Source organism: Pedobacter sp. SAFR-022, assembly GCF_051965375.1.
Taxonomy (GTDB): Bacteria; Bacteroidota; Bacteroidia; order Sphingobacteriales; family Sphingobacteriaceae; genus Pedobacter.
In genome coordinates, this window is sequence record NZ_JBQCME010000002.1 from 400,970 (window position 1) to 426,257 (window position 25,288).

At 41.4% G+C, this 25,288-nt stretch carries 25 protein-coding genes; 6 read left to right on the forward strand and 19 right to left on the reverse strand.

Annotated features, from left to right (window positions below; translation table 11 throughout):
• Nucleotides 1-97 precede the first annotated feature (97 nt).
• On the reverse strand, nucleotides 98-292 hold the full coding sequence (locus tag ACTHQF_RS07630; RefSeq protein WP_440429451.1) for a hypothetical protein: 195 nt from the start codon (nucleotides 290-292) through the stop codon (nucleotides 98-100).
• A gap of 339 nt (nucleotides 293-631) precedes the next feature.
• Between ACTHQF_RS07630 and ACTHQF_RS07635 the strand changes: the two genes are divergently transcribed.
• Nucleotides 632-1,528: a hypothetical protein gene (locus ACTHQF_RS07635; protein ID WP_440429453.1), complete on the forward strand. Its 897-nt coding sequence runs from the start codon at nucleotides 632-634 to the stop codon at nucleotides 1,526-1,528.
• Between the two features lie 84 nt (nucleotides 1,529-1,612).
• Here ACTHQF_RS07635 and ACTHQF_RS07640 read toward each other — a convergent pair whose 3' ends face one another.
• The 6 genes from ACTHQF_RS07640 to ACTHQF_RS07665 all read right to left on the reverse strand — a co-directional run bounded on the left by ACTHQF_RS07640 (nucleotide 1,613) and on the right by ACTHQF_RS07665 (nucleotide 5,762).
• A complete protein-coding gene (locus ACTHQF_RS07640; protein ID WP_440429454.1) occupies nucleotides 1,613-1,837 on the reverse strand; it encodes a CDGSH iron-sulfur domain-containing protein in 225 nt (74 codons plus the stop codon).
• Nucleotides 1,838-1,982: 145 nt separating this feature from the next.
• The gene (locus ACTHQF_RS07645; protein WP_440429455.1) at nucleotides 1,983-2,753 is read right to left on the reverse strand and encodes an SDR family oxidoreductase; all 771 of its coding nucleotides are present in this window, start codon (nucleotides 2,751-2,753) and stop codon (nucleotides 1,983-1,985) included.
• A 25-nt stretch (nucleotides 2,754-2,778) separates the two neighbouring features.
• Nucleotides 2,779-3,534, reverse strand: a complete 756-nt coding sequence (locus ACTHQF_RS07650) for an SDR family NAD(P)-dependent oxidoreductase (RefSeq protein ID WP_440429456.1) — start codon at nucleotides 3,532-3,534, stop codon at nucleotides 2,779-2,781.
• A gap of 148 nt (nucleotides 3,535-3,682) precedes the next feature.
• Entirely contained in the window at nucleotides 3,683-4,096 is a 414-nt protein-coding gene (locus tag ACTHQF_RS07655; RefSeq protein ID WP_440429457.1) for a DUF4267 domain-containing protein, read from the reverse strand.
• A gap of 84 nt (nucleotides 4,097-4,180) precedes the next feature.
• Nucleotides 4,181-4,756, reverse strand: coding sequence for a Crp/Fnr family transcriptional regulator (locus ACTHQF_RS07660; RefSeq protein WP_440429458.1), 576 nt, complete (start codon nucleotides 4,754-4,756; stop codon nucleotides 4,181-4,183).
• Nucleotides 4,757-4,793: 37 nt separating this feature from the next.
• Nucleotides 4,794-5,762: an SDR family NAD(P)-dependent oxidoreductase gene (locus ACTHQF_RS07665; RefSeq protein ID WP_440429459.1), complete on the reverse strand. Its 969-nt coding sequence runs from the start codon at nucleotides 5,760-5,762 to the stop codon at nucleotides 4,794-4,796.
• 154 nt (nucleotides 5,763-5,916) lie between these two features.
• On the opposite strand from ACTHQF_RS07665, the gene ACTHQF_RS07670 reads away from it, so the two are divergent.
• Nucleotides 5,917-6,303 carry a winged helix-turn-helix transcriptional regulator gene (locus ACTHQF_RS07670; RefSeq protein WP_440429460.1) on the forward strand — a complete coding sequence of 129 codons (387 nt, stop codon included), beginning with the start codon at nucleotides 5,917-5,919 and terminating at the stop codon, nucleotides 6,301-6,303.
• Between the two features lie 15 nt (nucleotides 6,304-6,318).
• Here the strand turns inward: ACTHQF_RS07670 and ACTHQF_RS07675 are convergent, their stop codons facing one another.
• Nucleotides 6,319-7,080, reverse strand: coding sequence for an SDR family NAD(P)-dependent oxidoreductase (locus tag ACTHQF_RS07675; RefSeq protein ID WP_440429461.1), 762 nt, complete (start codon nucleotides 7,078-7,080; stop codon nucleotides 6,319-6,321).
• Nucleotides 7,081-7,201: 121 nt separating this feature from the next.
• A complete protein-coding gene (locus tag ACTHQF_RS07680) occupies nucleotides 7,202-7,885 on the reverse strand; it encodes a Crp/Fnr family transcriptional regulator (protein ID WP_440429462.1) in 684 nt (227 codons plus the stop codon).
• A gap of 477 nt (nucleotides 7,886-8,362) precedes the next feature.
• On the opposite strand from ACTHQF_RS07680, the gene ACTHQF_RS07685 reads away from it, so the two are divergent.
• Entirely contained in the window at nucleotides 8,363-10,087 is a 1,725-nt protein-coding gene (locus tag ACTHQF_RS07685) for an NADP-dependent glyceraldehyde-3-phosphate dehydrogenase (RefSeq protein ID WP_440429463.1), read from the forward strand.
• A gap of 146 nt (nucleotides 10,088-10,233) precedes the next feature.
• Here ACTHQF_RS07685 and ACTHQF_RS07690 read toward each other — a convergent pair whose 3' ends face one another.
• Both ACTHQF_RS07690 and ACTHQF_RS07695 read right to left on the reverse strand, forming a co-directional pair.
• Complete coding sequence (locus tag ACTHQF_RS07690; protein ID WP_440429464.1) at nucleotides 10,234-11,130, reverse strand: helix-turn-helix domain-containing protein; 897 nt, start codon at nucleotides 11,128-11,130, stop codon at nucleotides 10,234-10,236.
• Between the two features lie 36 nt (nucleotides 11,131-11,166).
• Complete coding sequence (locus tag ACTHQF_RS07695; RefSeq protein ID WP_440429466.1) at nucleotides 11,167-12,165, reverse strand: aldo/keto reductase; 999 nt, start codon at nucleotides 12,163-12,165, stop codon at nucleotides 11,167-11,169.
• A gap of 230 nt (nucleotides 12,166-12,395) precedes the next feature.
• Here ACTHQF_RS07695 and ACTHQF_RS07700 point away from each other — a divergent pair, with 230 nt between their 5' ends.
• Nucleotides 12,396-13,301, forward strand: a complete 906-nt coding sequence (locus ACTHQF_RS07700; protein ID WP_440429467.1) for an SMP-30/gluconolactonase/LRE family protein — start codon at nucleotides 12,396-12,398, stop codon at nucleotides 13,299-13,301.
• A 22-nt stretch (nucleotides 13,302-13,323) separates the two neighbouring features.
• Nucleotides 13,324-14,109: a class I SAM-dependent methyltransferase gene (locus ACTHQF_RS07705; RefSeq protein ID WP_440429468.1), complete on the forward strand. Its 786-nt coding sequence runs from the start codon at nucleotides 13,324-13,326 to the stop codon at nucleotides 14,107-14,109.
• A gap of 698 nt (nucleotides 14,110-14,807) precedes the next feature.
• Here ACTHQF_RS07705 and ACTHQF_RS07710 read toward each other — a convergent pair.
• From ACTHQF_RS07710 to ACTHQF_RS07740, 7 genes are all read right to left on the reverse strand, one after another.
• Entirely contained in the window at nucleotides 14,808-16,100 is a 1,293-nt protein-coding gene (locus ACTHQF_RS07710) for a hypothetical protein (RefSeq protein ID WP_440429470.1), read from the reverse strand.
• A gap of 21 nt (nucleotides 16,101-16,121) precedes the next feature.
• Complete coding sequence (locus ACTHQF_RS07715; RefSeq protein ID WP_440429472.1) at nucleotides 16,122-17,981, reverse strand: HsdM family class I SAM-dependent methyltransferase; 1,860 nt, start codon at nucleotides 17,979-17,981, stop codon at nucleotides 16,122-16,124.
• Between the two features lie 10 nt (nucleotides 17,982-17,991).
• Nucleotides 17,992-18,567, reverse strand: a complete 576-nt coding sequence (locus tag ACTHQF_RS07720) for a hypothetical protein (RefSeq protein ID WP_440429473.1) — start codon at nucleotides 18,565-18,567, stop codon at nucleotides 17,992-17,994.
• Entirely contained in the window at nucleotides 18,557-19,234 is a 678-nt protein-coding gene (locus ACTHQF_RS07725; RefSeq protein ID WP_440429474.1) for a hypothetical protein, read from the reverse strand. Before ACTHQF_RS07725 ends, ACTHQF_RS07720 begins: the two co-directional genes overlap by 11 nt.
• A gap of 1 nt (nucleotide 19,235) precedes the next feature.
• Nucleotides 19,236-20,633, reverse strand: coding sequence for an ATP-binding protein (locus tag ACTHQF_RS07730; protein WP_440429475.1), 1,398 nt, complete (start codon nucleotides 20,631-20,633; stop codon nucleotides 19,236-19,238).
• A 102-nt stretch (nucleotides 20,634-20,735) separates the two neighbouring features.
• The gene (locus ACTHQF_RS07735) at nucleotides 20,736-21,845 is read right to left on the reverse strand and encodes a hypothetical protein (RefSeq protein WP_440429476.1); all 1,110 of its coding nucleotides are present in this window, start codon (nucleotides 21,843-21,845) and stop codon (nucleotides 20,736-20,738) included.
• A gap of 384 nt (nucleotides 21,846-22,229) precedes the next feature.
• The gene (locus ACTHQF_RS07740; protein WP_440429477.1) at nucleotides 22,230-23,531 is read right to left on the reverse strand and encodes a hypothetical protein; all 1,302 of its coding nucleotides are present in this window, start codon (nucleotides 23,529-23,531) and stop codon (nucleotides 22,230-22,232) included.
• Nucleotides 23,532-23,838: 307 nt separating this feature from the next.
• On the opposite strand from ACTHQF_RS07740, the gene ACTHQF_RS07745 reads away from it, so the two are divergent.
• Entirely contained in the window at nucleotides 23,839-24,300 is a 462-nt protein-coding gene (locus tag ACTHQF_RS07745; protein WP_440429478.1) for a hypothetical protein, read from the forward strand.
• Between the two features lie 389 nt (nucleotides 24,301-24,689).
• On the opposite strand, the gene ACTHQF_RS07750 is transcribed toward ACTHQF_RS07745, so the two are convergent.
• The gene (locus ACTHQF_RS07750) at nucleotides 24,690-25,238 is read right to left on the reverse strand and encodes a hypothetical protein (protein ID WP_440429479.1); all 549 of its coding nucleotides are present in this window, start codon (nucleotides 25,236-25,238) and stop codon (nucleotides 24,690-24,692) included.
• Between the last annotated feature and the right edge of the window lie 50 nt (nucleotides 25,239-25,288).

Consider the following 25,288-nt stretch of genomic DNA (forward strand, 5'->3'; position numbering starts at 1 on the left):
TGCCTAAATTAAGAAAAACAGCGGAACGCTTATACACTAATTTACTGCGTATAAAAAGCCCGGGCACAATCTTTAGATGCACCCGGGCAAATTTGCATTAAGGCCTTGGTGGCGGAATCTGACCATTGTCGCCGTTGTGTCCACCTCCGGTGCCACCACCATTGTCTACACCACCTCCTTCGGTTGGGTCTGTACCATTAGTGGTCTGAATACTTGTATTGATATTTCCTGCAGTTTGTTGCATAGGGGATGCCAGGCCCAATAACATGGCAATTACAAAAGGTAAAAACATTTGTTTGAAAAATTGATTTGCTTAATGGCAGGGCATATCGAACCTCATCGATAGCTTACTGCAGTTTTAAGCGGCGCCGCTTTTGGGAAGGGTTTCGAGCAGCTTGGGCGGGGAAAAAGATTGCTTCCCAGTTCAATTCTAATTGCCCCGATTGTTGCTGCTCAGGCGATCTGTTAACCGGGCAGTAGAAAACCCGGCGTCGATTTCAAAACAAAGGTGACAGCGTAAGTGGCCTTGATAACCAGATGATTCCGTTCATTCCGCTATTTCCGCCTGTATTCCGGAAAAGCGTATTGAAATCCAATAATTCCGACTTATTTTCGCCGAAACTTCAAACTAATGTTCTCTACTTACAAGCAAGTTATTCTGCGGACCTATCGTGAAAAAGTACATGCCGGCGAGGTCTCGTTGCGGCTACAATCTCCTACACCGGCTGGTATCAAAGAGGAGCTATTACACGTTCTTCAAAAAGGTTATGACTCCAAGAAAGATCAACAAACACTGATACTATTTTTTGGGCATCAGGAAAACCTTGGCGAATACATCAAGGCCGTGCAGCGAACAGAGATCGACAAGTTTAAACCTGTGATCAATTTTCTTAAAGGCTCGACTGATAATCCGGATGATAAGCAGGTGCATCTTGCAGCCTTGCTGATAAATTATGAGCATCGGCCGTATGTGTTCGGAAGGGATTATGGCTTAGGGGAGGAAGAGAAGGAAAGCCTGATGAATACAGAGGAAAGAGAAAATGAAGCCAACAAGCTTTCAGGAAATACCCAGGACCCGGCAGGAAGCAGCATGACTAAAAGCAGTAAAAAGGTAAGCTTCATTCGACTACTGCGCGGTGTTAAAGGGCGCGACTGGATGTTTATCCCCGTTATGGTTGTTCTCTTTGGTTCCGGTGGCATGATCGCTCATAAGCTCAGCGGAGAGGGAATGGATGGTAAACAATGTATGTACTGGCAGGAAGATCATTATGAGGCGGTGGCTTGTAATACCAGCCTAGGCACTGAAATAGAAAAGATTGCCTTAGACACTTTCCTGTTGGAAAGCTTCAAAAAAATAACCCTGCTAGATACGATCACGGAAAGATCAATAGGAAAGATCTGGTACTTAAAACATCAAAAACAATTCGAGTACTTCACGGCTCCCGGCAAGCATCCCCTGCACAAGAAGAAGCTAAGTCGTTTAAGCGCTTATATCTTTCAACGGGAACTAAAATCAAGACACAAGTAGGAGCGGCAGACAGCTGCACCAAAAAGGCTATATACAACAAACCCCTGCAATCATCAGATTGCAGGGGTTTTAAAGTAGTAAACCTTACACCTTTTTCGGCGGAAGATCAAATGCAACCGCTTCATGCTCAAAATGCCCATTGTGTGAACCATCGCAAAATGGCTTGTTCTTAGACATTCCGCAACGGCAGATGCCTAAAACCGTACGTCCCTGGAGCCCGTACACATTGCCATTCTTGTCAACGATTTCGAAATCGCCCTCTATTTTCACTGATCCATTATTATTGATCGTAAGTTTCGTTTTTGCCATTTGATTCAGATTATTCATCAAAAGTAGGCTATTGGAATCTACCGCTGGAATATGATTCTAATTTAGAAACATTCAACCTTGACAAGGCCAACCAGGCACGCAGGTTTCGGCGCAGCGATTGATCAGGAGCGTGCATACATAATGGCTACTTCATTAAACTGATGTTGGTCATACCGCCGTCCACCAGAACTTCCGTACCCACGATGAAGGAAGAATCGTCTGAGGCAAGAAATACCGCGGTTTTGCCAATTTCAGATGGTAGGCCCTGGCGGCCCACTGGAATGATGTCCGTCCAGAGCTGTTTCACCTGCGCCAGGTGTTCTTCCGGCACAAGTTTACCAAAGACAGGTGTATCAATCGAGCCTGGAGAAAGCGCATTAACCCGGATACTCCTGGAAAGCAAGTCGAGCGACAAGCCTGCCGCTAAAGATATCACTGCAGCTTTAGCTGCCGCATAAATGGACATGCCTGGTGCGGCTCGGTGTGCAGCGCTGGAAGCAATGAGGATGATCGAGGCTCCATCATTCAGGTACGGAAGTGCTTTCTGAACCGTGAAGTACGAACTTTTCAGGTTCAGGTCCATGTATCCGTCATAGTTACTTTCAGTCACCTCAGCGATACCGGACATGGGGCTACCGTCTACCACGCCACCGGCGTTAACCACCAGGGCGTCTATTTTACCAAATTTTTCATAGGTCATCTTAAAGGTCCTTTCCAGTGCCTCCAAATCTGTGACGTCCCCAGCAACGGCCATAAAACCGGCGCCAAGTTCGCTGACAGCACGGTCTAGTGTTGCCTGGTTTCTTCCGGTGATCACCCCAACTGCACCTTCATTTCTGAAAGCTTCTGCAATCCCGTATCCGATGCCGCTATTACCACCTGTAATTACGGCCACCTTATTTTTTAATTTGCTCATGTTATGATTACTTAAACTGTGATTATTAGATTCCGTAAATGCCACCCGAAACGGAGATCTTCTCTCCGTTGATCCAGGCCCCCTCGTCTGAAGCAAGGAAAACCGCCACCTTTGCAATATCCTCCGGCTGTCCGGTACGACCAAGCGGTGTATTTGCTACAAGCTTCGCTTCGAAGTCACTGCCGATAAAACCCGCGCTATGAGAACCCTCAGTTTCAACTACCCCTGGCAATATGGAATTGATGCGAATGTTTTGTCCGCTGAATTCCTTAGACAGTGCAATCGTGATAGCGTCCAAAGCTGCTTTGCTGGCGGAATAGACAGCGCCTGTCGGCAGTGGCGTATTGCTCGCGCCAGAACTGATGTTGATGATATTGCCACCCTTGTCAGCAAACATCTTTTTAGCCTCCCGGATGGCCAGAAGGGATCCAAGTACGTTGGTATTGAAATGCGCCTGAAAGTTTTTTACCGTCACCGATTCAATAGGATCATACTGGTAAATTCCGGCATTGTTTACCAGAATGTCTAGTGTTCCAAAAGCTGTTGCCGTCGCTTCAAAAAGCCTGATGAGCTCTGACTCTTTTGAAACATCAGCCTGCACGGCGATGGCTTGGCCACCTTGTTCGATAATCGCTTCAACAACCTTATCTGCATCTGATTTACTGGATGCGTAATTTACAACCACCTTAGCGCCTTCTGCAGCGAAATATTTCGCGATGGATGCACCAATACCCTTTGATGCGCCGGTAACCAGGGCTACCTTATCTTGAAGTTTTTTCATGTTTCTGTTCTTTTGTTTGAGCTGCAAATCTAATGCATTCTTGTTTACTAAAGTAACTATGTACCATAAGGTAACAGTAACTTACAGGTAACAAGGTTACATCTGCCGGACCGAAATACCGCAACTGGGGGAGCGGAAGCAGCATAGGCTAAGGACGTTTAGCGAATAACAGGAAGCAGTTGATGATCATGATCAAAGCCGTTAAGCCGTGTACGAGCAGGTGTTCAAGATCGCCGGAACCATTCGTTGCCGCAATGATGAGGAAGTCGCCCAAGGGAACGACAGTTGCAGCTGCAAATACCCAAGCCGTTGCTTTGCGCATCCGCATGATCAGCAAGGGCAGGAGTACGATGCCGGAAAAGATGTCCCGAATCCCTTTAACCTGACCATAGGCCGCATCACCAGCATCACGGAAAGCTATCCCATAACCAAGGGCGCCGACCTGCGGCTGCAGGATAAAGCGGATCCCGATAAAAATGATGCCTAGCGCCAGTAAAAGTGTGATCCAGTAAGAGGTTGAATGCATGCCCCATTGAGGCTGTTCTTTGATTTGTGTTTCCATGATTGATAAGTTTTATGGAATCAAATTTCCGCTTCTGGACAGCCCGGTTCGTTCACCTCGGTTAACTAATGCAAGAAGGGCAAATTATTTTGAGCTCAGCAGCCGCTTTCGGATTCTGGAAAGTGACTGGGGTTTGATCCCCACATAAGAAGCAATATGGTACTGTGGGATCCGCTCTGCCAAGCTGGGGTAGGATCGCAGGAACTCCTGGTAACGGTCAGCCGGGGAATCCTTGTAAAAAGATTTTAGCTGTTGCATGCTGGTTAGAAAGACACTTTCAATCGCCAGGCGACCAAGTTTTTCACCCTCGCCGACAGCGGAATACAGCTTTTGCAAGTTGTCATAACTGATTACCTGCAATGTAGTATCCTCAATAGCTTGTATACTGGTGTTTGAGGGTACACGCGGAAGGAAACTCTGGTAGTTAGAGACAAATTCACCTTCCTTATTGAAGTACAGCGTTTTCTGAACGCCATTATCGTTCATGTGGTAACGTACCAGGCCCGATTCGATGAAGCCAACATACCTGCATAACTGTCCCTCTTCCAGGAAGTACTCGCCGGACTTCAAGCTGAGTGGTTTGAATAAACCAGCCAGGATGATTTCCTCTTCCTGGCTGATCTGAATCAAATACTTTATTGTGGCTATTAAAAGACTCATACTTAATGATACTACCCAATCTGAAAGGGAACACCGGTTATTGATTCCGACCATTTCCAAAGCTTGCCAGCGCTGGCCACCTCCAGGGAGTACGGCTTAACCCATTCGGTACGGATGCATCAACGGCCAATGCTGCGACATCTACATCCTCCAGGTAAACGCCACCAATCTCCTCTAAGGCTGGACTAGTCGCTGCCCAGATGGTTGTTGCTGCACCCTGAGGAATGCTTTTAAGCGAATCCAGAACCTCTTGCACCGGATTTCCTTGAGCATCGTAGAAGCCAAACTGCTGCAGGATTTCCAGAGGAGCTTCTCTCGTCAATTCTGTTCCCCAGATGTTTCCAGGATGTACGGCATAGGCACGTACACCGAATTCCCGGGCCCGGTTATCAAGTTCGAGCGTAAAGAGATTTACCGCGGTTTTGGATTGGCCATAAGCCTGTAAGGTTTCGTAACTGCGATGCTCAAAATTTGGGTCTTCAAAGTTGAAAGCTGCAAACTGGTGGCCCAGGGAAGAAACATTGACGACCCTTGCGCCATTTGCTTTTTTCAGGGCCTCCCATAATCTTGCGGTCAGACGGAAGACCGAAAGGTAATTGGTTGCCAGTTGCGACTCATTGCCTGCCGCATCACGGCGTAGGGGTACGAACATGATACCTGCGTTGTTTATCAGCAAATGCAGTGGTCTGCCCGAAGCCAAAAACCGCTCTGCAAAACTGTCGACAGCCTGCGGGTCTATCAGGTCCAGTGGTTCAATTTCGACATTTGGAACGCCCTCGAGGTTCTGTTTTGCTTTGTTGACGTCCCTGGCACCCACAATAACTGTAGCTCCAGCGTTTGACAGGGTTTTAACCGTCTCCAGTCCGATACCCGTGCCACCCCCGGTGACAATCGCGAACTTTCCGGTCAGATCAAAACCTTCAATAACATCGTTTGTAGTAGAAGAGGCGTTAAACCCGGAGTTAATCGGATGCTGTAATGCGCCTCCATAATTTTGCTGTTTCATAGCTTTATGATTTTCGTTAAGAATCCATACAAACCCGCAAGTCAATTTAAGCTTTTTCCCTCACGAATTTGGTGCTGCAAATTTAGGCTATTCCATATATCTTCGTAACTTTGTATATAAAAGTAACAGTAACATTCAGGTAACCCCGTAACCTATGACATGCACTATTGAATCTCCCCAGGATCGTAAAAAAGAGATGATGGCCATCCATGACGCTATGGATGTGCTTAGCGGAAAATGGAAGATCTACATCATTTCTTCGATCTGTCACTACAATAAAAGGCGGTTTTCAGACATCCTGAATGATGTCGTTGGCATATCCAACAAGATGTTAAGTAAGGAACTCAAGGAGTTGGAAACAAACAAGTTGATTAAACGAACCGTGTTGGACACCCACCCGGTAACCGTGCAGTACGAACTTACTAAGCATGGACTAACGCTGCAAACCATTATCAACAACCTCACCGAATGGGGCCTGGCGCATAGAAACGAGATCATTGGAAAAGCTAAAGCGCCGGTTGATAGCGAAATGACGGTCTGAAACCAGCACCACTTCCTACCAAGGTATTTCACCTATACCGTCGGGATTCGTCTCTTCACAAAAAAGCTTTCCCGTTGGACCATCCTGACCGATCAAAGCATATTTGATCACACGCTTAGCAGCCACTTCAATGGAGCCGCCATTCTTACCAGTGAAATCCGTCGCAGTAAAACCAGGACTAACGGCATTCACCTTAAAAGCGGTATCACGCAGCTCATAGGCAAGGTTAACCGTGTACATATTCAGGGCAGCTTTTGAAGAAAGGTACACGACGCCTTTTACATGGTAGTAGAGGTAATTCGGATCGCTGTGCAGCGTTAGGGAACCTTGACTTGAACTTAGGTTCACGATCCGCGGTTCCGGTGAATGATGTAGAAGGTCAATAAAGGCCTTAGTCACTCTTGCCGGGCCGTAAACGTTGGTATCATACACTTTCTGATAAATGGCTATTTCGGTATCTACGGCGGTCTGGGGAACCATTTGTCCATTACTGTCCAAATCAATGCCACTGATACCGGCGTTGTTAATCAGCACATCTAATGCGCCAACTTTACTTCCGATCTCCTTGCGGGCGGCATTGACCGACTCTTGGCTGGTTACGTCAATTTGGACTGCCTCTACGTTGACTAGCCCATCAGCCTTCAGCTGCTCCGCGGCGTTCAGCCCGTTCTTCAAATCACGGGTACCTAGAAATACACGGAATCCATTTTGCAATAATTGGCGGGCCGACTCGAAGCCAATACCCTTATTTGCTCCGGTAATTAATACTGTTTTCATTTTACTTGATTTTATTTATCACAAAGATGGCTGGGTGATAAATAAGATATTTTGACTTTTGTCAAAAAATGAAATGCCTAACCCGAGGCAATTCCGGCTCTAGAAATAACGATTACAAGGATCAGCGCTTCCGCAGCCGGCTCAGGGTCTCTGGTTTAATCCCCAGGTAGGAGGCGATCATGTTCTGAGAGAATCTTTGGAAATATTCCGGATGATGCTTGAGTAGGTCCTGGTATCTTTCTTCGGCATTCATGCTGATGGCTGTATGTATTCGTTTTTGCGTTGTCACCGCAACCAACCTTTGCTCAAGCCGGAGGAACTCGTCTATAGCCGGTATCTTCGCCTCTAAAGCATGTAGCTCCGAAGGCGAGATCTGCAGGATCTCCGAGTGTTCCACCGCATCAATATAGTAGCGGCTCGGGCTCTGCAGCACAACGCTTTCCCAATCCGAGATCCATTTTCCCTCCAGGGCAAAGGCCACAACGGCTTCCTGCCCTCGTTCGTTGACCGAGTAAATTCGTACTGCCCCAGATAGTACAAAACAAATGTATTTGCAAACATCACCTTCCTGCACAATGAACTGTTGGCGGCGTAACTTTTTGAGTTTAAAGGCATCTCTGATCAATGTTTCGTCTTCCAATGAGAGCGGAAACTTGGTGTAGTTCCGGAAATATTCAAATAACGCGTTATAGACATCATCTTTATGCGCCTCCACTTTGTTCCTTACTGATGCATTCTTGCCCGCCAGGCCATTTGTTGCAGCCGTAACTGTTACATCATTGTCTAAGGTCGAGCGTATTGTCATAGGTTCCTTGATTACCGTCACTAAAATATACAAATATATGCTTGATGCATAATCCCCTTCTCTTAATTGTCCGGTAGGCAGCGCATCTCCTTTAGATTGAGTTTAGCTCTAGGGCATAATCAGTTCATTTCGAGGTTATAAGCCAGGTGCTATCTATCCAAGGCATTCAACTAGCTTTGAACGGTCCGCAGCTGGAAGCAGGCACTTGCAAGTGTCGACTTCTTGATAAAAGTCAAGGGGAATTTATGGCTTTTGTCAAAAGTGGGGGAGCTAATCTTCCACAACTTTGGGATCAGGAAATAACAAATATGGCGTCTGTTGCGCTCTAAGAATACAAACTGAGAAAACACCGCAACAATTCCGGTCAATAATTAGCAATTAGATCACCAAAAAAGAGATAAAATATACTTCTTAAAATCCTATTTCCGTACTTGTAAATAAATAACAGAATTTGAAATTAGCATAAAGTAATTTGTTATGGAACATAAATTAGATCAACAGGATGAATCATCCGCCAGCAATGCAACCCTAATCGCTGGAGCGATGGAGGCTGAAAAAGCTGTTGCTTCGCCAAGCGAAAAGATGAAAGCCTTATTTGCTGCGCTGGACCAGGTTCCGGAAGACATCCGCGTCAAAAAACAGCTGCACCAAACGAGAATCCTTGTAAATGGAGAACTCCGGGAATGGAAGGGGGATTTTCATAAGGTGTACTCGCCCATTTTAATCGCCAATCGGGAAAGCGGGGCAACCGAGAAAATGCAGATCGGGAGTTATCCGATAGCGACCACAAAGGAAACCCAGGAAGCCCTGCATGCCGCAGTACACGCGTATGACGGTGGCCGTGGTGAATGGCCTGCAATGCATATCAATGAACGCATTCAGCACCTGAATCGATTTGTTGGCGAAATGAAGACTCAAAAACAGGAAATCGTCAAGCTTATTGTTTGGGAAATTGGTAAAACCCTGGCCGATGCAGAGAAGGAATTTGACCGGACCATTGACTATATCAATGAAACGGTCCGCTCCGCAAAACAGCTTTCTAACCACACCAATGCCTTCCAGGTTACACAGGGTTTTATTGGCCAGACCAAAAGAGTTCCCCACGGTGTCGTACTGTGTATGGGACCGTTCAACTACCCGCTCAATGAGACCTTCACGACCTTGATTCCTGCACTGATCATGGGCAATACCATCTTATTTAAACCACCAAAACACGGCACGCTATTATTCGAGCCCTTATTAGAAGCCTTTTCAACCTGTTTCCCGAAAGGCGTCGTGAACACCGTCTATGGCAGAGGCAGGGACATTGTTCCAATGCTGATGGAAAGTGGTAAAATTGATGTGCTTGCACTGATTGGATCCAGCAGAGTTGCGGATGCCTTGAAGAAAATGCACCCTAAATCCAATCGCCTGAAATCCGTTTTAGGGCTGGATGCCAAGAATGCGGCGATCATCCTTCCTGATGCGGATCTAAAACACACCGTCAAAGAGGTTATTGCAGGGGCACTGTCCTTCAATGGGCAAAGGTGTACCGCTTTGAAAGTGCTCTTTGTAGATCAAGTGGTTGTTGATCGCTTCAATCAGCTGTTGGTAGAAGAAATGCAGCATATCGGCATAGGGATGCCTTGGCAGAAAGGTATTACGATCACACCTTTGGCTGAACCGGAAAAACCGGCTTACCTCAGGGAATGTATCGATGATGCCATTGCAAAAGGTGCTGAAATCCTCAATGAAGCAGATGGGGGTGGAGCCATCTATGAATCTTTCGTACATCCAACGGTACTTTATCCTGTAAACAGCGAAATGAAGATCTACCACGAAGAGCAATTTGGTCCTGTCATTCCTATAGTTCCCTTCAGCTCACTGTCGGAGCCTGTGGAATACATTATGAATTCCCCGTATGGGCAGCAGGTGAGTATTTTCAGCCAGGATACAGCAGCCGTGTCATTGCTCATTGACACACTGGCGAACCAGATCGGTAGGATCAACTTGAACAGCCAATGTCAACGTAGTCCTGACACCTTCCCATTCAATGGACGTAAAGATTCTGCGGATGGCACATTATCAGTAGATGAAGCATTAATTGCTTTCTCTGTGGATTCCGTGGTGGTTACCAAACAAACACCGGATAATGAGAAGCTTATTCAGTCAATACTGGAAACCGGAGGTTCAAGGCGCTTGACTAATCAGGTATCTTTCTAAGCTTCCAGGACTTCAAGCTCAGCAACCAGTCGCAAACAGCAGCTAAAAAGGAGAGCCTTCAAATTCTAAATTGAAGGCTCTTCTTCGATGTCATCAGGCCCATTCTATTCATCAACCAAGTAATTCCAACTGGGATTTACATCTAATCAATTAAATGCCTGACGGAATTCAAGTGGTGATAAACTGGTCTTCTTTTTAAATAAGGTGCTGAACGATTGTGCGTGCTCAAAGCCAAAGGTGTAAGCAATTTCACTCACCGATAAATTTGTAGTCGAGAGCTTTTCCTTTGCCTTTTCAATCAAGCGCTGATGTATATGCTGTTGTGTATTTTGCCCTGTATGCATGCGCAGTAGATCGCTTAGGTAGTTAGGTGAGAGGTTCATCAGTTCTGCCACCCGTTGAACCGTTAGTAGCTCGGGTTGCGCCGAGGTATTCTTGTCATAATATTCATCAACAATGCGCTCAAATTTAGCAAGCAGTTGATGATTGTGGTTTTTCCGGGTGATAAACTGCCGCTCGTAAAACCGGGTGGAATAATTAAGCAGCAGCTCAATTTGAGACAGGATGATGTCTTGGGTATATTTATCAATATGCTGGCATTCCTTATCGATCTTTTTCAATATGGTAATAAGATCCTCTTCTTCTTCCGCAGAAAGATGCAGCGCCTCATTTACCGCGTAAGAAAAGAAGTTATAACTGTTGATTTCGCTTGCCAGGGGATGGGCCAGCAGGAAGTCCGGATGGAAGATCAGCAGGTAACCGGATCCGCATTCTACGGTATTCAGATCCAGGTGTTGAACTTGATTGGGTGCAGTAAAGCTCAGCACGCCCTTGTCATAATCATAATGTTGCTGACCATACCGTATCTTACCTTTTGCTTCCCTTTTTAGGGCGATACAATAAAATCTGTTGATAAAGCCTTTCCATACATCATCTACCAGGAAGGTAGTTTCGGCCAGGTTGACCACACTTACCAATGGATGGCGCGGTTCGGGCAAGGAGAGGAGCCGGTGAAATTCGGAGATTGATCTGATGGCATTCATAATACTAATTTAATTATTTTAAGGTCTAACGAGGTGCTAATCAATCAGTCCCATACTAAACTCATCGTAGGGCTTACCCGTGTCGGTCCCCAAGGGCACAATGCTATCGAGTTTTGATAAATCCGCTTCGTTCAATTCGATCTCCGTAGCCGCTATGTTTTGCTCCAAATATTTTCTTCTTTTGGTGCCCGGAATTGGTAAGATGCCCTTATTTATGATCCAGGCTAGCGCCAACTGTGATGCGGTGATTTGTTTCTCTTCAGCCATGGCTTCAATTGCTTTAACCAGCTCAATATTCTTGTAGAAATGAGCTTCCTGAAAGCGGGGAATGGATCTTCGAAAATCATTTTCCGGTAAGTCATCTATGGTTCTGATCTGTCCAGATAAAAATCCACGTCCAAGTGGTGAATAAGCAACAAAACCGATTCCGAGTTCATCTAAGGTATTCAGTATGCCACGTTCTTCTGCTGTCCGTTCAAATAACGAGTGTTCACTTTGTACCGATGTGATCGGGTGAACCGCCTGAGCCCTTTTAACAGTTTCTGAAGATACCTCTGATAGGCCCAGATAGCCAACTTTCCCTTCCTTAACCAAGGCACTCATCGCCTCCACAGTTTCTTCGATGGGCGTGTTTTTATCAAGCCGGTGCATATAGTACAAGTCGATATAATCGGTGTTTAGATTTTTGAGAGAACGTTCCACCGCCTTTTTCACATATTCTTTTTTGCCATTGATGGTCCAGGTTATCTTGTTGTTGTCATCGATTTCCCAGCCGAATTTTGTAGCGATGATATATTTATCCCTATTACCCGCTATTGCTTTAGCGATCAACTGCTCATTTTTGAGTGGGCCGTACAAGTCAGCAGTATCTAAAAAGTTGCCGCCCAACTCGAGTGACCGGTGGATGGTGGCAATCGCTTCCTGCTCATCAGCCGCTCCATACGTATGTGCTTCTTCGAAACCAGTCATACCCATGCAACCTAAGCCTATAGTTGGTACAACCAGACCTTGGCTTCCTAAATTTCTTTTTTTCATTTCCATACTGTTTAATTTTAATAAGTCAAAGCTCGCTAAGAACAGTTTGATCGCTGTATGCAAAGTCCGGAAAGTTGTATGTAAATCAGGGTTGGCTAAAATGCAAATGCATACCTTATCGTATACCGGCGGTACGCAGTTGGCACATTTGTAGCTTTAGAGATCGTAATTGATTATGAATCACTTATAGGATTTCAATTTTTGTTACATTTAAAGGTAATCCATCTATTATGAATTTAGGTAAACTTAAGCCATTGTTCTTCATGTTGTTATATTCTTCAATCTTAAATGCTCAGACCGGCGATCCGGGAACCGCAAACCTCTTTGACCAGAACGAACTAAAATTGATATCCAGTGATTTCAGTTTTACAGAAGGGTGTTCCCCGGACCGGCAAGGAAATGTGTTTTTTACGGATCAGCCAAATGATAAGATCTGGAGATATGGTACAGACGGAAAGCTTTCTGTATTCCTGGATAAATCCGGGCGATCTAATGGAACTTATTTCGATCAGGAAGGTAATCTGGTAGCCTGTGCTGATGAAAACGGTGAGCTATGGGCCATAGGGCCTGATGGGAAAGTAACTGTAATATTAAAAGATTTTCAAGGCAAACAATTTAATGGTCCCAACGACCTTTGGATCAATGACAAAGGGGATATCTATTTTACAGATCCTTATTATAAACGGGATTATTGGACAAGAACAGGAAGGGATATGAACAGTAATGACGTTTACTATCTTCCAAAAGGGACGAAACAGCCGGTACGTGTTATCAGCGATTTGAACACTCCAAACGGTATCGTTGGAACTCCCGATGGAAAGTTCATATATGTCGCAGATATTGGAGCAGGTAAAACGTACAGATATTCCATTGCGGCCAATGGGGAACTAGGAGGGAAGCAGCTGCTGATGGAATATGGTTCAGATGGTATGACCTTGGACGAAAGGGGAAACATTTACTTAACAACAGGCAAAGGTGTCCTGATCTTCAACCCAAATGGACAAATGATTGGCCAGATTAAGGTGCCTCATGAACCTAGTAACCTTTGTTTTTCAGGAAAAGATAAAAATGTGCTGTTTATTACCGCACGTAAAGCAATTTATACCTTGCCCATGAAGGTAAAAGGTATAGAATAAAGCAAAATCAATGTCACCAGCTATGAACAATAGTCAAGCTATCCATTACGATCAGTTTTTCGGACCGTTATTCTTTGAACCTTATGCATTGGAGGTTGCAAAGCGAATTGATTTTATACAGGTTTCGACAGTGTTGGAAATTGCTGCGGGCACGGGGCGTGTTACTCGTCATATACGGGAACGTATTCCCAAGTCGGCAAAACTAATCGCTTCAGATATCAGCGAGGATATGTTGTCCGTAGCTAAAGAGAAATTAGGTCACCTTGATATTGTCTGGCGAAATATAGATGCGCAAAGACTTCCTTTTGATGTTAATAGTATTGAACTGGTTATTTGTTGTTTCGGCTACATGTTTGTTCCTGATAGGCCAAAAGCATTTGCTGAGGTTTACCGGATTCTAAAACCAGGGGGTCAGCTGTTATTTACAACCTGGGACGAATTGAAAAATAATGCTGCTTCGTATATTTCCAGAACTATTGCGCAAGAATATGTTGAAGAGCCGTTGCCAAAATCTTATAATTTGGCTACCTCGATGAGTGATGTTGCCGCTATAGAGGCGTTATTAGGGGATGCCGGGTTTGCAATACCAATAATCGAACAAGTTGGCCTATTTTCTGTCAGTCCAACCGCCAAGGAAGCTACAATGGCTCTTGTGGAAAGGGGGCCTCTTTACGAAGATATCAAAAAGTGTAATCCTGGCGCAATAAGCGAAATAAAAGTTAGGGTGGAAAAGGAGCTTACCGAAAAATTTGGTGCTGGCCCCATGGTCGCTCCGATAAGTGCTTTGATCAGTCAAGCGAAGAAGTAGTAACATGGCATAGTTCCGACTTTCAGGAAAGACATTCAGCGCCCGATGATTTCGCAAGTAACCGCAATAAATAAGCAGCACAGCAAAAGCCTAGGATTTCGAAATAGATCAAAAATTACCTCCGTAATTCAAACAAGCATCTTTTGTCCCAAATAGGTGTGGCTAGGCTAGAAGACTGAGAATCCTTTGACTCCATTTGACCTCACCCCACAAAGAATGTCCAATAATCTACAACCTTTGATTTAGGAACATTTTCCCCCGCAATGTATTTCACTTATAGAATTACTTCTTTTTATATATGCCCCAATTGCACTTACTAAAGGAACATAAATGTCTAGACCTTCTTTTAAGACCTAAAACATAGTATTCCATTCTCTTACCGAATCCTGCGCTGTGTCGGAACAAAACTTTGATTTGAGTAACGGTATGAGTTTATGATAATCTATTAAAAGAAAAGCTACTCCAGAGTTAAGGGATATAATTTATTTTGTCGAAGTGTATGGGTAGTTAATCCAGCTAAATAATTAAAAAACGAAGGAATAATGATATTGTTCTTTCAATGACTAAGCTCAGTTTTTTATTGCCAATCGAAATCTCCTATTTGCTTGGCAATGAGCCATCAGTTGTTTTCCTTTATGTAATAATTTTGATAGCAGGCCATGGAAAAGGCCCTGGCATTATGATATAAAGTTTAAGTGCTACAATTGCCCGGCTGAAATTGGATTCCACAAGTCATGCTCGCTGACTAATGAGTTCACCGATAATTGATAAAGTATATCCGAATTTACACTAACGGTTGATTTTTGTAATTTAAAGTCTAGCCATTCTGGTATCAGTACCTTTTTTCCGTAATCGTCCAAGTTTCCCTCGCCTTCTATAAAACCACAATAGTTAATCTCAGGCGAATTATAAATCGCTTCCGGTATACCACCACCTGAATTAATTAAATTCCGAGCATATTCAAACATTTCCTTCCCATTATGGATGTTGGAGGAAATGTGTATCAACCACAATGCATTGAAGATTTGTTGTTCCCAATCGTAATGATCTGATTTCTTTATAATTTCAAAAAGCTGGTCAGCAATATATACTTTGGCTTGCTCAACTTTTGAAAATAACACGAAGAGCAATCCAAAAAACGCCCCAGACATCCCAAGAATGAAGAGATCATAATCCCTGGAAAGCCCAAAACTGGGACCGATTTGTTTGGTGTATGTAGATTCTTCCTGCCAGATTTTGAATTTGGTGAAGTATTCAAACCCGTTGTCATCTTGGGCAACCGCCGCTAAAATGCCGAGATGTATCGGAACAAACCAGGTATTGCCTAAATAGGTATCGTATGCTTCCGGTTCATAAAGGGTACTTTCTTTCGTTGCTTTAATTGCAAGTCGTCTCAAAAAATGTTTTTTTAATTCCGGATATACCAGGGAAAGCTGAGCATATGATGGAGTAATGATACCTGTTCCTTTTTCAAAGCCTAAATCTTCAATATGAGAAATAATGGTGCTTAAATCGATTTCATCCCATCTCTCCCTGATCCCAGCAATAAAAGATATGACTTGAAGTCTATTAGTTAATCTACGGTGTTGAGACAAGATATCTTTAACGAGCGTTGTTTCTTCATCTAAGCTAAATCTGTAAATGCGGTAGTTATAGGTTCCAAATATTCGTTCTAATTGTTGAACTTTGCCAGATTCCTGCCCGCCTGACAGCAATAAATGAAATAAAAACAATGGTTTCTCAAACGTCTGATTGTTTTCGCCAAATACTTTTAATGGGTTGGCGGGTATTGCATTGGTAGTTTTACTTTCAATTTCGAAGATAAATAGAGGATACTGCTGTCCTTGTTCATATAACCAGGCTACATCTACTGCGGAATTGTTTTCAGGATCAACGGGATATTCTTTTTCACAATGATATTTCAATATTTGACCGAGTGCGAATAATCGATCAATGATCTCAATCCCAAATTTAAGTTTATGCTCTGCCACTCTATTCTAATAAATCTTTTCTTAGATCAGTTCCAAATGATCTATTTCGTATAGTTCTTCGATAAATGCATTGGCATTGTCAATGGCCAGCAAGGTAGTTCTTTGGACTTCATTTAATTGATAAACGCCAAAGTTCTTTAAATAGTTGCGACTCATAGATATATACCCGGACGCATAATCTTTCGTCGTATTGCTGATATATTTGAAAAAAAGATCAGACTCCATAATCTTCTTGATGACAAGCAGATCTTCCAGATTATCAGAAACTATAGCCATCCCATTATAAAATAATAAATCCATTTCATCGCATAGTACAAACGTTGGCCGGTCGCATATATGTGGAAAGAAGAGTTTGTAAGCGTGGATATCCATCGACTGCCGCCTCCCATAAGCATACCAGGCTTCATAGTCCCGATTACCTTTGTCTCTTTCGGATAATATTTGCCGCTTAGTATCCAAATAGGCAAGAGCCTGGGGGAAATTCGCCTGCATGGTATTTTCAGGTATAATAGCGGTATGGTCATCATATGGAAAAATGATCTTTTCGCGTATACGATCTATATCATTTACAACCTTTAATTTATTAGCATTTATAATATCACGGCATATGCCAATCTCAATTTGATACCGTCTTCCGTTATCTTCCAGATAATAAAAATGCTCGTCCTCAAAAACTGGCTTAAATTTGTAGACATCGTTTTTTAATGTGGCGATACCATTTTTAGTATTATAAATATCTTTAAATTGAACGCCAACCTGCTCTACAGCATTGATGAAATTCACAACCTGCATGTCGTTTACCAAATTCCATCCATCGTGATGATTTAAATCTTCATAATTAAAGTGCAGTAGATTTTTCAGGTTTACATCCCGCAGTTCACTACTCGCTAAACGCAAATAGTCAATTCCGCCGTTACTTTGTGTTAAAAAACAGATGCAGGTATAGGTATTCCTATCTTGGAAGACTTGCTCACCCCCAAAATTTAAAAGGGTAATTTTAATATTATTAAAGGCAAAGTATTCCCTTAGGGCCCGTCCATTGATACTTTTAATAAAGGTATTAACTGTAATATAACCTAAAATGCCCGTTTCATTTAAGTTCTCGAGGCCGATTTGAAAAAAAGGAATATATAAATCAGGATGACCAGTTTTTGCAACATCCCAATGTTTCATCAGTTCTAAAGTGTTGGCATCCATATTTCTGGAGCAAACATAAGGTGGGTTTCCGACGATGATATCGAAACCCCCGTTTGCTGCCACCGTCTCACAATGTTTTCTCCAATCGAATATCAAAGAGTCTCCTGTGAACAAGTTAAAATCAAATCCGATTTCATCTTCACCATTAATGATGGCATAGAGTGTCAGTAAGATTTTTGTTCGGTCAATGCTATAGCTCGCAATGTCGACACCGAATATATGTTGACTATAGAGAAGGCTAAAAGATTTATCAGTTAAAAGTTTTAGCTTCTGCGTTAGCGTTAGTAAAAAGCCACCACAACCACAGGAAATATCAGCAGTTTTTATCAGATCAATATCACCAACGTAGGAAACAAGGCTTTCATCCACAATATAATCTCGGATATTTTGCGGAGTGTATACAGCGCCATTAATTATTTTTTCAGAAGGTGATACAACAAACTCAAAAAGCTGAATCAACTGTTCGAAATCAAATTCACTAACTTCAGACTTGATTAATAAAGTAAAAGCGATAAGTCGCTCAAAATTTTCAGCATTTTTATCCGACAAAATATAAGATTTGATCAAATTATTATGTTGGACATTAATTTCATTGATTTTCAAAAATGCTGATACTATCAATTTATCGACTTCTTCAGAGTCAACTATGCCACTATTAGCCAAGTACTTAAAGACATTTTTCATCCCACTACCATTATTGGTTTTTCCTTAAGTAGTCGATATAGCTAGTCATTTCCATACCTAAATCACTATGCAAAACCTGCAATTCAGTTTTAATAGATAGATTGTTTGGGTTTTTGATGGCTGACTCAAGCTTTTTCATCCTTTCCAATATGCTGTCTAGCATCCATATAATTTGGTAGCGCCTCATAAAAAGCTTAAGCTTTTTATACATATAGTTTGCTGAGGTAGAAGTGGCAACAGGTTCAATATTACCACTAAGATCCCGATTGAAATGAGTGTTGAAATCTACATCACAAGGATCGATATAATCGGTTTCGTCATTAGATTTGAGAATGTTTACGTAAGAACAGCAGTATACCAGGTTTTGATAATCGATCTTTAGGTTTGGATTGGCAGGATAGTTTTTCCAAGGCACAAAATGGTCTATATGAAAGTTATTAACGCCACCAAACCAAAAATCTGAACAATCGGTATACCCACACCGATTGAAAAAATCGGTCGCTAAATATGGCTTGTAACTTCCATACTGTTGATAAACCTTTGTAAAAGTCCTTTTAGGATGATTCTCTCTAAATCTATTTGCCATCCCCAGTATCAATTTTTTTTAGTAAATCATCTACTTTCGAGAGTATCTGATCTAGTCTGTTGGTATTAGAAAGGGTTTTATATTCTTTGGGTATCGCGTGTTTCCTATCAATAGTGGATTCTAAAAATGTATCAAGCTCGATGATTTCGTTTTCATCAGCTAAATTAGCTTTTCCACTTTTACGAAGATCCAGTAAGGCTAACAATTTGTCTTCTGCTTCTTTGATACGACCTGTATAATGGTTGATTTGACTTTTTATACGCTCTAAAAATGTCGCTCTTGCTTTAGTTTTAGCCTCAACATCACCGTGTAATATATTTTTTATGTAAACAATATTAACGTCGCTACTTTGATTAATGGCTTGATCATCAAATGAAGTTAAAATAAAGCAAGGAAAACCCTCCCTGATAGCCGTAAATTCTTTTACTAGTCGCGACCCGTTATACGGAACATTGTGTTTAATATCCACTTTGCTCTCATTCAACATAAAATCAGTAATAATTGCATCAGGATTTATTTTGATAATTACCTGGATCATTTCTTCCAGATCATTCAACGGAAACTCGGTAATAATCTCAAATTCGGGTTTTAAAGCAGAGTCGTCAACGTAGTCTCTGAAATCATCAAAAACGTCCTTCTCCTCATCTATCATTAATACTTTATACATATTATCTCTTGTATTTAATTGGAAACGATATTCTTAAGCCAAAGCCATTTTCTGGAAATAAGAGTTTAGTCGTCCCGTCATTTTCGTCAACAATTGACTTAACAAGCCACATACCTAAGCCGGTACCGATTTCTTCACCTGTGTGCTCGTTTCGCTTAGTTGTAAACATGGCTTCAAAAATTATCTCAGGCTTTTCAATGTCAGCCGATAAACCTGGACCATTATCGTAATAATCGATTACAATTTCTTTAGGGGTGGTGATCGTTTTAACGGTAATCAATCTGCCTCTATCGAACGTAGATATGTTAAAAGCATCTATTGAGTTGATAAACAGATTGTTAAATATGCTGTCAAAATCAATTTCAAAAACCCTTAAATCAATTTCCTGAATATCAGAAATATCTAAATTGATCCCCCTGTATTCAAAAACGGTGCTCCAGTCATTTTTGATATCACTGAAATATGTTTTTAAAAAAAGCCGCTTTCTTTTACGCTTATCTTTTCGGGCTGCACCAAGGGAAAAATTCAGCCAATTTTGCATTTTAGCATCCTGCTTTTTAAACTTTTCAAGTTGCGCAAATGGGTTTCGCCTATCTTCGATACCGGCATATTCATCTTCAGCTATTCGCTCAAGTAATAGCTTTTTTAATTTATCTACCCTTGAACTAAGCACATCATTTAATTTACTCAAATCATGGCTAAAGGAAGCTAATACTATACCGCTACTAGCCAAACCACGTAATATTTTTTGTTCTTCTTTAAGTTTCTCAATTTCTTCCTCCTGTCTCTCTATTTCGCCTGCTAAAATTTCCTTTTCTTGATCCAATTGGGTTTCTTCCTCAGTTGGCGGTGGACTTTGATCACCATTTGCATCTTTTTTTCCAGCGCGGATTTTCTTATCCCTACTGTTGGCTAATATTTTCTTTGCTAGTTTTTCGGCCGTTTTTTTGTCTCGCTCAGGACCAAACTTGACATCATCGTAAGCAGCCATCTCTCTAGCTATAGTTGCCCGATCATTTTCAAATAGATTAATAATCGCAGTTAACACTCTTTTCAATATTTGAAAAGTCTTATTTTCTTGTAATCCTTCACGACTTGACTTATCTTCAAAATTTACGTTTGTTAACCTTGAAATTTTGACAGCCCCCGCTACGTTTTCAGGCTCAACCCGCCAGCCCCCGTCTTCCTTTGCTATACCAGCAGGATTTGTAGCTTTTCGATTTCCCAAACTGAGCCAATCAAAAGCAACATCTTTCGTTTCACCATAAGGACGTACACGAAAATTATCCCTAAAAAGTTTTACGCCACCAAATTTATCTAACCATTCCCTTCGGAGATTTGATTGGAATCCCCGATAAAAAAAACGCTTGGTATCAGGAGTACTAGTCGCCCTTTTCAAAAAATAAAATGAAAAATCGAAAAGGCCAATATCTGCAAATACATTATCCTCATCTTGCGCTGCGAAACCTGGTATTAATTTAGAAAACGTTGTTGTCGTTTCCTAAAAACCATTTACAAAGTCCTGTTTAGTCAATGGCCGATGTTTCATCGCCTCACGATTGAAAAATTCAGGGTCAATTGTGTCCACGTCGTATTCCCGCCGATATATTTTTATACTAACATTCTGCTTATCGTCTGCGACTGCATGGATCTTGTAATCAAAATCATCACAAATTGACCCCAATACCTCGCCATATTTTTCTGGTAGGAGTGAACTAAATACATAAATTTCAAACCCTCCACTTTCTTTTGGTGGTACTAAAACTTCCAGATCAGAATAAACCTGATCAACAAAATAATCCTCCCAGTTATCTCTCAGGTCTGTAATTTTCAATATGGTACCGTATTGAAATTCGCTTTCTGAATTTATTTTGGACAAATCAATCTCGGAGGCTTTATCAATAAGTATCTCCTTTAAAGACTGCGGAGTAATACCATACAGCTCTGCATTTACACTATCTATTGTTTTAAAATCACCTTCAAAATCTTCCCAATTTACCAGCCAATGATATCCTGTAAAATTCGTCAGTTTACCGTCCTCATCAGTATCTGGTTCATGGTTTTCCGGGTTAAAAACAGTAATCATCTCACATTTGCTACCTAATTTATCTAATGCAAACCTACCTATACCTTTAGCGCCAGCTTTAACACGTCCAGATTTTGTAAAAATGTTGGTGGCTTTATTATCTGTACCGATAGTCATCCAGTGATCTCTAATTATCTTTTGGGTCATACCCTCACCTGAATCGATCAGATATAATGTCGATAGCTTCGATATATGTTTCCGAAATTCAGCTTTTACGCCGTCACCTATGTCATTTCGGACTTTATATCCTTCGTCAATTTTTTGATAAACTCTTAGAAGTAGTTCCGTAGGGACTTCCATCAATTCAAGTTCTATAAAATGTTCCTCTGAGATTTCAGATTGAAAGCTGGAATGTTTATTGTCAAAAAATACAATACTAACCTTACTGTCCGCATCGTACCCATTTTTAACCAATTCAATAATAGCGCCTTTGGATGTAGCAATATTTTCCCTACCTATCAGCCTTGCAGTCCTGGCAGAAACTTTAAATGGTACTTTATTAGTGATTGGTTTATCTTCTTCCATTAACAATATGCCCGATACCGGCAAATTCTAGCTATAATGCACAAATATATCGATAATAGGCTAGTAAATATAAGGCATAAACTTCAAACGTCAATATCCTAAAAAAGGTTGCGATTAAGCAAGTCAGCAATTCAAATGTTATTGCAAATGCTAGTGGCTATTTAAAATGTCATAACTAAATTAATTTGACATTGATCCGGCCTTGTTTTTTAACCACACTCTTCTTTAAATAAAAAAGCATTTTTTTTTATCTGTTAAAAACTTAGGTATTTCGGCAATCGTGGCTCAACTCTAGAATTTTTTCCAATCGTTTTTGGCTTAGTCGATTAATTTACCTATTGCTTTTAATTTACAGAAGTTAAGATACTTCCACAACAAGGCGGCCTATTGATCGCCTTGTTGCTTCTGTTGTATGAATTTCTTATCCGAAAGCTTCCAATAATTCACCCCCCCTGTAAAAAGACATGGTATCTTCTTATCCCATTGTGTCTCGGCACAATTTTCATCAATTAAATCAATGTTTTTGCGTCTGGATAGCTTGTCGCAAATCGGAAATCTGATACATTCTTTTTCGCCTTTCTCTTCTTTCAATCTAGCATGAATGAGCTCCAGGGATAAAAGAATCCCCGTTTCCGTCAACGGTTTACCGTTACTTCCCAACGGTACTACCAGATCATTATCCGCTGAATCAATCGCCGGATAGCTATAAAAGTCCAGCATTTCTCCCAATTCCTCCAACTCGCTTAAATCACGTTCATAAATGAAACGCAAAAGCGTCGAATCACCTGCCATCGCTTCGTACTTACAATTATCAATCACCTTTTCCAAGTGTACCGGCCTATAGCCCAGCAAGGCTTCCAAGCGTTCAATAAAATCATCCATCAGGATCTGCATCATTGTCGCGTGGGTCATTTCCACACCGTTAAACGTCCTACTGTATTGTGTCATGTACCTTCTAAATAATGAAATACCATCCTCGTCCTGACCGACAGACATGAGGATATCAAAAAAGGCGACACCCGGATTATCAAAAAACAAGGCGATATAGCAAATCGAAATTAATAATTTCTTGTTTGACCTGATGTCCGGCCTGATCTCGTTACAGATTAACTGCGCGACCTGGTAAGGGACTTCACTATGAGAAATTTCCGAATTGAACAGGGATTGAACCAGGTGCGCCATACCTTCCATCACACATGTATAACCAAATTTAAAACCATCATTTAATGCCCGCTGAAGCGTAAAATCATATACACCAATATTTACCGCAGTATCATTTATTCTTGCTTTCTCTATATCTGAAAGGTTGATATATACGGCATCCACACTGGCATCCTTATAGGATTTGCTGCCCGCTTTAGTGTTTAATTCTTTTTTGAATTCTGCTTCCGCCTTGTTTGTTTCGTCTGGAACAGGTAATATCAGTGTCGTATTTGAATCAACATGTCCCCGGTACAAAAGCAGACTGTTTAAAAAATACCAATTGGTTTTCAGACCATAGGGTGTCGTGATTTGTTGCAGATAATGGATATACTCATGTATAAATGACGCATAGTCTCTTTCGCTGACGGGTTTCAGCGTACCATTCCGGATGGGGGAATCTCCATCTAAATACATATGAAAGAACTTAGTTTCATATTTATTTGTTCTCCCATTAATCAGGCTTTCATAGTCAGTATTGCTCATTTCTTAGATTTAAAATAATTGAAAAGATTTTTGGGAAATTAACTTTTTCTGTCGTAAAAAATAAGGTGGATTAACCAATTTTGCTGTTGCTATGGAAATTGTAAAAAAGGAATTTGTCGGCGAGGGTGGCACGCATTGTGTTTACCAATGCGAGGTCGTCGGAAAAGATTATCTGATGCCACTAGTCTTGAAAATCTTTAAAAACCCTATCAGCAACAAGGTAGATGAGGAATTACAAAACTACTAGGTTGTAAAAAGTCTGAACATCCCCACACTTACACTATTAGAAAGGGTCGAATTTGAAGAAATGCCTGCATTTATTAGCCAATACCTGAACGCAAGCGACTGGTTTTTCGTATCTCCTAATCATGTCATCACGGACAGAGACCAGGAATTAGACAAAAGCGAGCCAGGTCGTCTACGCAAATTATTTAAAGTTGTGGCCGAACAAGAATTGTATAACAGAAAATTAGAGGGCATTCAAAACCTGACAGAAGTCATCACGGCCGCACTCGCTGACCTAAAGACCGCCAGTCAAGCAAAATACCAGATCAATTGTGACAGCTATTTTCTCGGAGTAATTAGAACTGAAAGAAAATCCCCGCTCCGTTGTATAGTGGGCGATTTCGGAGACATCAATTACTGCCCCGAATGGACTTTTGCCGCGCTTTACGGAAATAACGTAGCGCAGATCAAGGGAGCGCATTTAGAATTTGTGATGCATTTCGTTATAGAAAAAAATCAACAGTACTACAAAGACCAGCTCTAAGCACTTTGCATATTGAACGCAATCTGATATACCCGTTTATTACCGAAACTGTCTTGGAAAACTTCTAACTCAAATGTACGCCATCGACGTTTTTATCCATTTTTTTATCGGACTATTGAGCATCAACTATCCGATTCTGCTGCAAATCTTTGCCACGCTTTATGAAAAATATGCCTCTACTGCTATCATCGAGTTATGTTCAACATGAATGGAGGGTATGAAGCGTTAATCACACAATTCTGAAAATAGTGCCCAAGTTCTGTTACGCAATAAGCACTTGGCTTTAATGCTTAAACCTATACTAGTATATGCTCCAATGCTTCTGTCAAGGCTGGGAAACCGCATGATTTCAATCAACAGCCTGCCCCTTTTTTTATAGGCATATTTCCTTATTTCAAATTTTCAATTTCTAAGTTTACAATTGTTTGAGTGATTCTAATTAATGGTTCAAGTAACATTCGCTGATGTTCCTCGAAATGCTTTTCTCCATGCAACATATTCGCACGAACATTATAAATTACACTTAAAATTGCTCTTGCTTTAACTTCAGTTACATCACTTCTTAAATTATTCATTAATTCAATATCTATGTTTTTCTGAGCAACACCATCAGCTAAATTAATATGAAATATGTCATTTTTAATTAGGTATGTAATTGCATCAACGTCTGGAAGATTATCATTTTCAGTGAGAGTTTTTATTATATTCTCGGCAGAGTTGAACTGGACTATACATGATGTTGCTTTTTCAAAATCAGAATATCGTGGCTTGAGCAATTTCTCATCTTCTCTTAAAACTCTGAAAGAATCATTATATAATCTGTTATGGAGAGTGTAATATGTCGAGAACTTCTCGAAAAGATTACCAAGACTGTTGCCTTTGATCCCGGAAATCTTTTCCTTCCAACTTTCAATATATTTTTTGGTTTCTGACGTCATTTTCAAAATTGCATGTACGTTATACTTAGGTGTTAAACTGTCGTATATAT